This window comes from Nonomuraea sp. NPDC003201, assembly GCF_053590415.1.
The window spans coordinates 1-11,845 of sequence record NZ_JBSFTC010000317.1; the positions used below are offsets into that span (position 1 = coordinate 1).

Here is an 11,845-nt window from a genome sequence, read left to right on the forward strand (position 1 = left end):
CGGTGGCCTGGGGCTTGCCGGTGTGGGCGAAGGACGTCCAGTAGCCGATCATCTGCTCCGCCAGCCGCCACTGCTCCGGCGTGAGCCCGTCCCATCGCTCGCCGTCCAGGTCGAACAGGTACGGCAGGTCGCTGGCGTGGTGGGCGCCCAGCGGGAAGTCCGAGGGGGTGCCGGTGATGTTCGGGGCGTTGGCGTCGGCGAACTCGTAGGCGTACACCGTGGTGCGGGCGGCCATCGCCTCATCGGCCTCCAGGGTCGGGCAGGCCCAGGCGCGGTCACTGCTCACCGTCGCCCAGGCCAGGCCGGGGGAGGAGAAGTCGGTCAGCGGATATTCCCGCAGCACCTTGTCGGCCTGCTCGCCGAACGCGTTCTTCATCAATGCCGGGTAGTTCTCGGCGGTCACCGGGAGCCCGGCCTGCGCGGTGGCGGCGACGAAGCCGGTGCTCTCGCTCTTGGTGCCGCCGGAGATCACCGGCACGCGCAGGAACTTGCCCGCGCGCAGCGCCTGCGCAGGGTCGAGTGGCAGCAGCGGCGTGCCGTGGGCGAGGGCGGTGCCGAAGCTGCCGTTGACCTTCATCAGCTCAGAGGCCGGCTTGGACCGCAGGCACTCCAGCTCCTTGCCCGCCGCGCAGCCGAGCCGCTTGGCCGCGGCCAGGCCGATGTCCCGGCTGGTCTTCAGCGAAGGGTACGGCGTGAACGGCGGCATGTCCGGAACCGGGACGTAGGTGCCGGTCGGCCAGTTGAGCGTGCACGTTCCGGACTGCATGACGGCCTTGTCGATCAGGCCGCGCGCGGCCGGAGAGGTGAGCAGCGCGCAGGTGCTGATTCCTCCGGCGGACTGGCCGATCAGGGTCACGTTGCCCGGGTCGCCGCCGAAGGCCGCGGCGTTGCGCTGCACCCATCGCAAGGCTTCGAGCTGGTCGGCCAGCCCGAACGTGCCCGAGCCGGGCAGCCCCGGCAGGGCGAGGTAGCCGAACGCCCCGAGCCGGTAGTTGGGCGTCACCACGATCACCTCGCCCTGGCCGGCCATCCGCTGGGCGTTGTACATGCTGCCTGTGCCGGTGAGGAAGCCGCCTCCGTGCAGCCACACCATCACCGGCAGCCGCTCGCGCGACGACTTGGCCGGCGCGGTGACGTCAAGGAACAGGCAGTCCTCCCCACCGGCCTGCCTGCCCCCTTCCTCCTGGAGGCACGGCCGGCCGGGCTTGGTGGCGTCGGCCACTCCCTGCCACGGTGCGACCCGCACCGGCTCCTTCCACCGCAGTCTTCCCACCGGCGGCTGCGCGTAAGGAATTCCCGAGTACGTCCTGACCGTGCCGTCGTCCGTGCCCCGGATCCGGCCCGAGTCCAGCTTCACGACCGGCGGCCGCGCCTTCGAGGCCGCCTGTTGCTGCGCGGCGGCCGGCGTGACGCCTGCGGTCATCGCCAGGCAGCCACCGGTGACCAGAGCGAGAAGCCGCCGGATCGACGGCCCTGCCCATGATATTTTTCCGATCATGCGGTCAGTTTCGTGTCCGCGCCGGGCCCGCCGTGACGGGTGAACGTTGCGGGCTCGCGATCGCTTGTTGCGCGTCGGTGCGACCAAAGTTCCGGTGGTTGCCGCGCGTCGGCATCACCAAAGACTCGGCAGCGTCATCGGAGCGGGCTCTTGTCCTTGAGGACGTAGCCGCCCCGGATCCATATCCTCCCACGGGCCGCCCGGGGTGGCTCGGACGAGGGTTCCCGTGACGGTCGCCGTGGGGCCGCCGGTGGTCTCCCTTGATGGAGGCCGCCGAAACAGTGTCGGCAGCGGCGGGGGAGAGGCTCGCCATGACGTGATCCCAGGCGAAGGAGGCTTCGCAGTCACCGCCAGCCCTCCCATCTCCGCCCCGTAGGACGCCTCCACGGTCCACGCCGGCCATCCCGCGCAGAGCCGGCGGTTCCCCCGGCCGGGGGAACCCGGTATCGGCCGGACGTACCATGACGCCGATCCGATCATGTCCTTTCGGCCGATCACAGGACGGAGCCGCGGCGGCAGGGTGGACTCGTGCAACCTGACTGCTCACCCCCACTGCCCGCGTCGCAGAGCCCGGCGCGCATCGCCGCGCTCGACGTGCTGCGCGGATTCGCGCTGTGCGGGATCCTGCCGGCCAACATCCAGGCGATCGCCGGCGCGGGCGACGTTGTCACGGGACGGGCATGGCTGGATCTGTTCGTCCACCAGCGCTTCTTCCCGATCTTCTCCTTGCTTTTCGGCATCGGCTTCTCCCTGTTCCTGGAGTCCGCCGCCCGTCACGAACCGCGCCCGCGAGTGTTGCTGCTGCGCCGGCTGCTGGCCCTGCTCGCGATCGGCCTGGCGCATTTCGTGCTGCTATGGCAGGGCGAGATCCTGACCTTCTACGCGCTGGCCGGCCTGATCGTGCTGCTGCCCTCGACGTGGCTGCCCCGGTGGGCCGTGGCCGCGCTCGCCGCCGCCCTCATGGTGACCGCGCTGCTCGTGGGCGGCTTCTACACGATGGTGCCCGCGCTGTTCCTGCTGGGTTCGGCACTGGTCCGGTACGGGGTGATCGCGCGGATCGAGAGCTCCACGCGCGTCCCCGCCGTACTGGCCTCGCTGTTCGCGGCGGGCGCGGTGCCCGCGCTCTGGATACAGGCAGGTGGCGGCAACGCCCATGCCGTCAGGTTCGCCTCCGTGGTGGGCGGGCTGCTGCTCGCCGGCACGTACGTGTGTCTCGTCCTGCTCCTGCTCAGAACGCCGCTCCGGTCGCTGCTGCACACCGTCTTCACGCCGCTGGGCCGCATGGCGCTGACCAACTACCTGACCGCCACGCTCCTCGTCCTGGCGGCCGCTCCCCTGATCGGCGGCAGGCCACAGGAGTGGGCCTCCACGACGGTGATCACGATTGGCGCCGCCATCCTCATCGCGCAGTGGTCGTTGTCCGCCTTCTGGTTGCGCCGCTTCCGCCAAGGGCCGGTCGAATGGCTCTGGCGCTGGGCCACCTGGGCCCGCCGCCCACTCCTGACCCGGGCCTCATGACGCCGCTGCAGCTCGGTGTCGGCGGTGTCGTCGAGTTCCAGCAGTCCGGCCAGCCGAGCGGCGGCCATCACGAGCTCGGCGCGGCCGGGTGTGCGGTCGGCGTCGTCGCCGCTGGATTCGCTGGTCATCTCCGTCGCAACGCAGCTCCAGCTCGTACGCGAACAGATGCCGTCCGGGCCCATCGCACCCGGGCCGGGGCAGGTACGGCTGCTCCGGCATGGCGAGGGCCTCCCGTGCTGACGCCTCAACGGTCATGCATGATGCAGGAGACCCTCGGTGATGGGAGGCCGGCTCGTCGGCTCGCTCCTACCCTCCAAGTCCTGGTGTGGGTGGCTCCGCCCGAGTCGGGATCACCGTCATGCTGGGGTCGTCCTTCATTGCCGTGCTGACGAGCTGGGCGACTTGCGCGGCGGTGAGGGTCGGAGGGGGCATCGTCGGCAGTTCGGCGTCGTTGAGGTCATCGAGGGCGCGGGCTCGCCAGTAGGCCCTCTTGATGCGTTGCACCTCCAGCTCAGCTGGATGAAACACGTAGCACCCAGAAGCATGACGGCCGCGGGTGTCACCGTACTGCAGGACGGCCAGCGGTTCGCTGGCGTCGATCTTGCGGGTGTTTCCCGTAGCCGGCGGCGACGCGGCGGCTGATGTCCCGCACGATGGAACCGGTCAAGCGGTCGCCAATGTGCATCGCGGGAAGGGTGAGCAGCAGCTCAGCGTTCAAGTGGGATGCCTGCTCCAACAACGGAGCGCAGGGAACGCGGGTACTCGGTCCAGAACGCCTGCTCGCCGACGGTCAGGCCGAGGACCTCGCAGTGGCCGTCCACGGTGACGGCGATGACGACCACCTGGGAGACGATCGGGCGCCCCACCGTGCTGCGATCGATACTCCGGTCCCGTGACGGGCTGAGCATGTCGTGAGACTGCCAACTCCAACCACCGCGGCCATGCCGTCCAGACTCGTGCCCTGCACGCCTATCTGCGCTGGCGCAACGCCAACGCCCGCCACCCCGATGTACTCGCCGCCCAACGCAAGGAACGCGCCCGCATCCGCAGCGAGAAAGGCATTCGCTGGGGCCGCCCCGTCGCCGCCGCAGCCTGATCAAACGACCCAGCGGAGAACGTCAGATCCTCGCACTACGGGCGATGCGGTACAGCACGTTCGGACGCAGTGGCCCTTCGGGCTCGGTGGGGTCGTCGAAGTCGTCGGCCGGGTCCCGGGTCATGCCGATCCGGCGCATCACCGCCTGGGAACGAAGGTTGGTGGCCGTTGTGACAGCGAGGATCTCAGGAAGCTCAAGAGCGTCAAAGCCGTGGGCCAGGACTGTCAGCGCAGCCTCGGTGGCGTAGCCCTGACTCCAGGCCGAGCGGGCGAGCCGCCAGCCGATCTCCACTCCTGTGAACGGCATGTGGTCGTCCACTTCATCCAAGCCTGCGAAGCCGATGAACTCGCCCGTGGCCTCCACCTCAACCGCCCACCACCCGTAGCCTCGCTGGTCGAACTCGGCCCGAAATCGCGACACGGAGGCATCGCTCTGTTCGCGGGTAAGCAGGTCGCCCAAGTGCTCCCGGACCTCGGGATCGGCATTCATCGCCGCCCATGGTTCAAGGTCGGATTCACGCCATCGGCGCAAGATGAGGCGATCGGTACGCAGTTCAGCCATGCTGCCCAGCCAACATGAGCTGCTGGCCCCGAGGCAATCACTTTTCTGCGTGACACCGCCACCCGGAAACACAAGTGAACGAAGCGACCACCGACCCGGCGACCCTATGCGGTCAGAGCACTAGACGGTTTCGGGTGGACTCGTTCAGGTCTTGTTGTCGGTGAGAGCCATGGGTTGGGGCGCGACGCCCGAGGTGCCCCGGGCGACGAACTCGCGACCTGATCGGGGACGGCCTCTACCCGTTCGGAACATCTACTGGGAACTCTAAAACGCCCTACAGATAAAGACGGTCGTGACAACCACCCCAGAACGGGAGCTCGTCTTGACGGATCCCCCACCTCCCGACGACCACCGGCCATCGGCACGCGGCCAGGCGGGGTTGGCGGAGTGCCAGGACGATTCCGCCATCATCGCGGCATCCCTGGACGTACCGGAGTGCTTCGCGGCGCTCTTCGACCGGCACGCCACCGTCCTGCACCGCTATGCCGCGCGGCGCCTCGGGCCCGACCACGCCGAGGACGTGGTGGCCGAGGCGTTCACCAGGGCCTTCGAGACGCGCCACCGGTACGAATTCGCGCGTACGGAGGCGTTGCCCTGGCTGTACGGCATCACCACGAACGTCATCGGCCTGCACCGGCGGGCCGAAGTGCGCGGTTACCGGGCCATGGCCCGTACGGGTGAGGATCCGGTGGTCGCCGCGTTCGACGAGCGGGTGGCCGCCCGGGTCTCCGCATCCGCCACCCGGCAACGCCTGGCCGCCGCGCTGGCGAAACTCGGCCGCGGCGAGCGGGACGTGCTGCTGCTGATCGCCTGGGGCGATCTGACGTACGAGGAGACGGCCCAAGCGCTGCAGGTGCCCATCGGCACGGTGCGATCACGCCTGTCACGAGCCCGCCGCAAGGTCGCGCACGCTCTGGGCGGCGCCAATCCCATCGAGACGAGAGAAGAAGACTATGAACGACCTTGAGCTGATCAAGCGCCTGCGCTCGGAGGTGGCGGAAACCGACCCGGACGCCTTGACCGGCGCGCGGGGGCAACTGCTGGCCGTGATGGCCCGTACGGCGGCTCCTCGGCGGTCCCGGCGGCCGCTGACCATGCGGGTCACGGGCCTTGCCGCCGCCGCGGTCGCTGCTGCCGCCGCCGTCGTGATCGCCACCGGTCCGGCCGCCGTGCCCGTCAAGCCACCGGCCTCCGGCGGTGACGTCCTGCCCCTGACCTCTGCCAAGAACGTCCTGCTCGTGGCCGCCGCCAGCGCGGAGCGCACGCCACAGGGTTCGGGGAGCTACTGGCACATCAGACGGGAGAGCGAGGACGGCCGGCACTTCTGGGGCGAGAGCTGGACCACGCGCGACGGGCGGCGGTGGAGCAGAGGGGAGCCAGGCAACGGGCCCGGCGTGGTGAAGGAGCCCTCGGGCACGTTCTGGCTCGGACCCGCCGACAGCGGCACCGAGGTCTCCATGGAGGATCTCGAGGCGTTGCCGACGGACCCCGAGGCGTTGCGGCAGAAGGTCACCGCGATGCAGAAGGGTGGTCCCGTCGGCGAGCACGACATCGCCCTCCTGCCGCTGGCCTCGCTGATCGCGGAGCTCCCCGCGCCCGCGGACGTCCGATCGGCGGCGTTCCGCGCGCTCGCCGAACTGCCGGGCGTGCAGCGGCTGGGCGCGGTCGAAGGCGGCGAGGAGCTGATGATCCAGGGCGGGAAGCGGGAGAGCAAGCTGGTCGTCGATCCCGAGACGTCCCGGGTGATCCGCACCAGTTGGCTCCCCACCGCTGATGGCGGGCTGGCGGGTACGAACCGCGGGTTGTTCATCAAGCTGACCACGGGTTGGACGGACGAGCTTCCTCGGTAGGGCCTTTTCCTTCGTACGTGAGGTAGATCATGACTTTGGGCAAGTCGCTTCTCGCCGCGCTGCTGGCGGGAACGATCGGTGCCACGCCGGCACCACAGGCTTTATCCCCGCAGGCGAACGGGGTGACCCTGATCACCGGTGACCGGGTGGTGGTCACCGGTCAGGGGCATCGCGTAGAGCCAGGGCCCGGCAGGCAGGTCGACTTCTCCAGCCAGGTGCGCAGGGGCCACCTGTATGTGATCCCGTCGGATGCCGCGCCGTTGCTCGCCCAGGGTGTGCTGGACCGGCGGTTGTTCGACGTCACCCAGCTCCTGGCCTGGCGGTACGGGGACGCCGACACCCCCGACATCCCCGTCATCGAACAGGGCATCACCACCCCCCTGGGTTCCTCGCAGGTGCGGCGGCTGTCCAGTCTGGGCATGAGCGCGGCACGTGTGTCCAAGGCGAACGCCGCGCAGACCTGGCGGACTCTCACGGGAGCTCGCACTCTGGTGGCGGGCCGTTCCAAGTTGTGGCTGGACGGCCGCAGGAGCTTCTCGTTGGACGAGAGCGTCAAGCAGATCGGCGCACCGCAGGCGTGGCAGCAGGGCCTCACAGGCAAGGGCGTCACGGTCGCGGTCCTCGACACCGGCTACGACCCCGACCATCCCGACCTGAAGGACGCGGTGACGCATGAAGGGAAATTCAGCAACGAACCGGATATGCGCGACAACAACGGCCACGGCACCCACGTCGCCTCGATCGTGGCCGGCAGGGGCGAGAAATACCGGGGCGTGGCCCCGGAGGCGAGCCTGGCCATCGGAAAGGTGGGCGAAGGCAATGGCCTGACCGAGTCTGAGGGCCTTGCCGGCATGGAGTGGGCCGCCGTCGAGGTCAAGGCCAAGATCGTCAACATGAGCTGGGGCGGTCCCGACGGCCCGGAGCTGGATCCGCTGGAGCAGGCGGTCAACACGCTGTCGGAACAGACCGGCGCACTGTTCGTCGCGGCGGCGGGGAACGACGGCATCGAAGCCAGCGTGCTCAGTCCCGGTAGCGCCGAGGCGGCACTCACCGTGGGCGCGGTGGACAAGCAGGGCCGGATGGCCGACTTCTCCAGCCAGGGGCCGCGCGTGAGCGACCACGCGATCAAACCGGACGTGACCGCGCCCGGCGTCGATATCATGGCCGCCGCCGTCGGGGGCGGCTACCGATCGATGAGCGGCACCTCGATGGCCGCCCCGCACGTGGCGGGAGCGGCGGCGATCCTGGCCCAGCGCCACCCGGACTGGACGGGCGCGCAGCTCAAGTCCGCGCTGATCGGCAGCGCCGCCCCGGTCCAGGACGCGACGCTCTATCAGCAGGGCGCCGGGACGATCGACCTGGTACGCGCGTTGCGGCAGCAGGTCGTGCCCAAGCAGGCCAACGTGTGGGCGGCCTTCCCCTGGAACGGCACCGGCGGCCGGACCGCGACCAAAACGATCGCCTACGCCAACGCGGGCGACACCCCGGTCACCCTCAGCCTGTCGGCGGACAGCGAGGTGCTGAAACTGCCGTCCGACCAGGTCACGGTCCCGGCCAAGGGGGAGGCGTCGGTCACGCTCACCATCGACGCGGACGGGAAGGCCCCGGGTGACTACCCGGGAACAGTCACCGCCAAGTCGGGCGAGACGGTGATCCGCACGCTGGCCGGCGCGTACGTCGAGCCGGAGTCCTACGACGTCACCATCACCGTCGTCGGCAGGCAGGGCCTGCCGGTCGACCCCCAGGCAGGCGAGATCTACGACGCCGAGACCGGGACCGTCCACGCGCTGTCCTTCCACAACGGGACGGCCGCAGTACGACTGCCCAAAGGCGACTGGAACCTCTACACCAGCATCAGAGAGAAGATCGACGGGCAGCCTGTGCTGACGATCGCCGACTCCCCGCTGGAGGTTGACGGCAGCGACCAGCGGCTCACCGTGGACACACGTCAGGGCAAGCCGACGAAAACCACCATCGACGATCCGACCGCCCAACTCCAGCGCGTTCTCACCCTCGGGCTGGACCACGGCGCGTGGGGCTCCTGGAGCCGCATGTTCGGCCTTGACGCCAACTCCCAGGTCTTCGTCATCCCCGCCGCGTCACCAGGCCTGACCTACACCCTGGCGACCACGTGGCTCAGCAAGGACCTCTCGCCCAGCCCGTACGTCTACACCCTGATCGACCGGCGCGGCGGCGGCCTTCCGGACGACCCCGCCTACCACGCCAGACAGAAGGAACTGGCCAAGGTCACCGCGACCTACCGAGCCTTCGGAGCGGCCGCCACGGGCTCACCCCAGGTCAGCCTGCGCGTCGGCGATTCAATGGTCGAGTTCCCGGTCGCGTCGGTAGGCGACATCGCGCTGCCCGGCACGCTCGTCCACTATCGGACTCCGGGTCTGGTCTACGACAGCAGCCTCCAGGTCGGCACCGCGCTGACCTCCGACGGTGGCAAGCTCATGAAACGCGGTCACACCAGCGAAGTCTGGAACGCCGCCGTCACCGGGCCGTCGTTCCTGCTGTCGGCCGGCCACCGCACCGGCGACGGCCTGACCTTCGCCGCGACGGCGATGTTCGCCGACGGGCAGCCGGGCAGGACCGGCTCGGACGCCGCCGCCACCGGCACCGCCACCCTCGCCAAGGACGGCAAGGCGCTGGCCACCGCCGACCTCGCCGACTGCGACGTCCACCAACCGCAGACCTGCGAACTGCGCGCCGACCTGCCCGCCGGATCCGGCGCCTACACGCTGACCACGTCGATGCGCCGGCAGGCCACGCTCTCCACGGAGGTGAAATCGGTCTGGACGTTCCCGGCCGCCACCACCGCCGCGCGGCAGCCGCTGCCCTTGATGGCCGTCCGCTACAGCCCCGAGGGCCTGGACGACTTCAACCGCGCCAAGCCGGGCAGCACGACCCGCATGCCCATGTGGGTTGAGCGCAACCCCGGCTCCACGAAGGCGGGGGTGAAATCGATCCGGCTGGAGGTGTCCGCCGACGACGGCGCCACCTGGCGTCCCGTCCCGGTTACCCGCAGCGGCTCCGGCTGGACCGCCATGCTGACGAACCCTCCCGCGGCCGGATTTGTCGCCATCCGCGCTGCAGTCACGGACACCGCCGGCGACGGGGTGACCCAGACGATCACCCGCGCCTACGCCGTCGGCTGATCCGCAACGGTGAGGGCGTCCCAAGGCGCCCTCACCGTTGCGGCGCGCAGCACCAAGTCCCGAACCTCCTTACTCATCCTCGGGGGGCCGGACCGGCTCGGATACGTCCACCGATCGCGGATCAAGCGCCGGTGCCAAGCCGGCAGGGTGCCCGGCGTAACCAGCCGATGAGCCCGCAACCTCGGGGTCAGGAGTCGCGCCTCCAGTTGATCAGGGAGATGGCAGAACAGTGGACGACGCAACCGACCGTCGGCTCGCGGAAGTCGTGGAACTTCCTGATCTGCGCTCCTGATGTGCTCGATCAAGGCCCTCCGCTCGCCGGGTGGCCCCGGGTGCGTTGCTGCACCCGGGGCCCCTCAGAACCGTGCGTGCCACTCGTCGCGGCATACGACTGGTCGGGCGACTTGGGTGGCCGGTCGGCGGTGATCAAGTGGTCCCCGCAGAGCGAGCAGCGGCCGTCCTGCCTCCGGTATCGGTCATCGCGGAGGCACTGCCGAGCCTGACATCGAGAAAGCATCCGTCCGGAGTATCGCTGGATATCCTCAGAGGGACTGCTCGCTCGCTGGACTAATTAGTTGGGACTTACCTGGATATAGAGATCCACCCAGCTGGTGCCAGGCCTGCAGTCATAGTCGTACCACTCACCTCTCTGCAGCCCGAGATTTCCGCGCTGAGAGCATGACCACCAAGGATTCGGCCCGTAGAAGGTGTCGTAGTAACGGAAGGGCGACATCGCGCTGGGAGAAGTAGCGTTTGCCGTCGCCGCGTGAGCGGGCGCGGTCGCGAGGAGACCGGCCGCCAGGGCGGCGCTCACGCCCGCGAGCGCCAGGAACTTCTTCATGTGAATCTCCAAATTCGGTACGGGCTTTCGTGGACTCACAAAAGCGTTGCCATCAAGGATTATCGCCGCGACCCGACCCCTGCCGCGAGAACTTCGGGTGAACGCGGGGGAAATATTGATTACCAATGCTTTCGGCACATTTCCATGATTGGCTGCGGAGGTATTTTAGTGCGCCCTTTCTCGAAAGCTATCCGATAACCGTAATAAGGTTTTCGCTTTCTGGATCGCAATAATGTGGAGTTGCCTCACGGGGTGGGTCGCCTGGGGCATCGCCGGACGCCAGAGACATTGCCTGATCGGCCGCACTCGGCAGGGGAACCAGCCTGCTCACCCAGATGATCACCGAGCTGGAAGCCCGGCTCACCGAGCCGGCAGCAGGCTGACCAGGGCCGCCTTCACGCCATGGCGGCCGTCCAGGACGCATCACAACCTCCGACGACCGGCCAAGAGCCCATGAAGACCACGCTCGAACGCACCCTCGCCAAAGCGCTCACGGAGATCGTCATCCGGCTTGACCTCAGCGACGACGACGTCATCAGGCCGCAGGTCACGATGGAGGTGCTGGAGCCCGTGATCGCTCTCCTGCGGCGCCTCCCCGGACAGGACCGGCAAGCCCTCGCCGACCTGATCAGCCAGTTCGCGCACCAGGAAACCGACTCCGAGCGGCAGCTGACCGTCACAGAAGCGCCCGAAACCCTTGGACTCCTGCCCTCAGGGTCGTGTCTTCAGCCCTTAGCCGTCGTCCTGGTGGATGAGCCTCCCCGATGCGAAGAGTGCATGCTCAGGCCTCCACCCCTGGCGGTAGTCCGGGTCGTCGGCGAACTGCAGCGTCAGAGACCGAACATGAAAGCATGGCCATGCTTCGACCTTGATGTCCCCGCCGAACCCTCCTGAGGGAATCTGCGAGCAAGCGCAGCACCCCGTGAACCACATTCCTCGCTGCTCCACACGGCCGTCGCCCGAGAATATAAAAGGGGCACACATTCGCCGGGGCTCATGGGCGACGAGTCGCTCAAACCCGGCCTCATCCAGCCGTGTCAGCAGGAAGTCGAGTAGTTGCTCCACGAACTTCTCAAAGCGCGCCACCCTGGCATCATCCATCAGGTCCGCGGGCCATCAGACCAGCCGCCCTTGGCGTTCTTTCGCAGCCCTGCTTCGAGCACCACCCCACTGGCGGATCCAGCGGGGTCTTCACATGCGGTTGATGGACCTCTCGACGCCCACTGACGTGATCTCAGCGAATTCCCGGCAGGTAATTGTGCTCGAAGTGGGTGAGGACAAGTGCTGCGCGGGCGATGTCGCCGATTCGGCTGGGGCTG

At 68.7% G+C, this 11,845-nt stretch carries 9 protein-coding genes and 1 pseudogene; 6 read left to right on the plus strand and 4 right to left on the minus strand.

Translation table 11 applies throughout. The features are described 5' to 3' along the window. A partial coding sequence (locus tag ACWDX9_RS51655; RefSeq protein WP_449969082.1) for a carboxylesterase/lipase family protein occupies positions 1 to 1,498 on the minus strand: 1,498 nt, incomplete at its 3' end. Positions 1,499 to 2,026: 528 nt separating this feature from the next. Between ACWDX9_RS51655 and ACWDX9_RS51660 the strand changes: the two genes are divergently transcribed. Then, entirely contained in the window at positions 2,027 to 3,016 is a 990-nt protein-coding gene (locus tag ACWDX9_RS51660; RefSeq protein WP_449969085.1) for a DUF418 domain-containing protein, read from the plus strand. Positions 3,017 to 3,723: 707 nt separating this feature from the next. Here the strand turns inward: ACWDX9_RS51660 and ACWDX9_RS51665 are convergent. Then, complete coding sequence (locus ACWDX9_RS51665; RefSeq protein WP_449969088.1) at positions 3,724 to 3,882, minus strand: hypothetical protein; 159 nt, start codon at positions 3,880 to 3,882, stop codon at positions 3,724 to 3,726. 53 nt (positions 3,883 to 3,935) lie between these two features. Here ACWDX9_RS51665 and ACWDX9_RS51670 point away from each other — a divergent pair. Beyond that, positions 3,936 to 4,112 (plus strand): annotated as a pseudogene (locus ACWDX9_RS51670) (IS630 family transposase); the annotation flags it as partial. 22 nt (positions 4,113 to 4,134) lie between these two features. On the opposite strand, the gene ACWDX9_RS51675 reads toward ACWDX9_RS51670, so the two are convergent. Beyond that, positions 4,135 to 4,674, minus strand: coding sequence for a GNAT family N-acetyltransferase (locus ACWDX9_RS51675; protein ID WP_449969090.1), 540 nt, complete (start codon positions 4,672 to 4,674; stop codon positions 4,135 to 4,137). A gap of 292 nt (positions 4,675 to 4,966) precedes the next feature. Here ACWDX9_RS51675 and ACWDX9_RS51680 point away from each other — a divergent pair, with 292 nt between their 5' ends. The 3 genes from ACWDX9_RS51680 to ACWDX9_RS51690 are packed head-to-tail and all read left to right on the plus strand — an operon-like array spanning position 4,967 to position 9,685. After that, a complete protein-coding gene (locus ACWDX9_RS51680) occupies positions 4,967 to 5,641 on the plus strand; it encodes an RNA polymerase sigma factor (RefSeq protein WP_449969092.1) in 675 nt (224 codons plus the stop codon). Next, a complete protein-coding gene (locus ACWDX9_RS51685) occupies positions 5,628 to 6,524 on the plus strand; it encodes a CU044_5270 family protein (RefSeq protein WP_449969095.1) in 897 nt (298 codons plus the stop codon). The genes ACWDX9_RS51680 and ACWDX9_RS51685 overlap by 14 nt, the downstream gene beginning before the upstream one ends. 29 nt (positions 6,525 to 6,553) lie before the next feature. Continuing rightward, complete coding sequence (locus ACWDX9_RS51690) at positions 6,554 to 9,685, plus strand: S8 family serine peptidase (protein ID WP_449969098.1); 3,132 nt, start codon at positions 6,554 to 6,556, stop codon at positions 9,683 to 9,685. A 571-nt stretch (positions 9,686 to 10,256) separates the two neighbouring features. On the opposite strand, the gene ACWDX9_RS51695 is transcribed toward ACWDX9_RS51690, so the two are convergent. Further along, entirely contained in the window at positions 10,257 to 10,526 is a 270-nt protein-coding gene (locus ACWDX9_RS51695) for a hypothetical protein (RefSeq protein WP_363969230.1), read from the minus strand. Positions 10,527 to 10,979: 453 nt separating this feature from the next. Here ACWDX9_RS51695 and ACWDX9_RS51700 point away from each other — a divergent pair, with 453 nt between their 5' ends. Then, entirely contained in the window at positions 10,980 to 11,420 is a 441-nt protein-coding gene (locus tag ACWDX9_RS51700) for a hypothetical protein (protein ID WP_449969100.1), read from the plus strand. Positions 11,421 to 11,845: the final 425 nt, after the last annotated feature.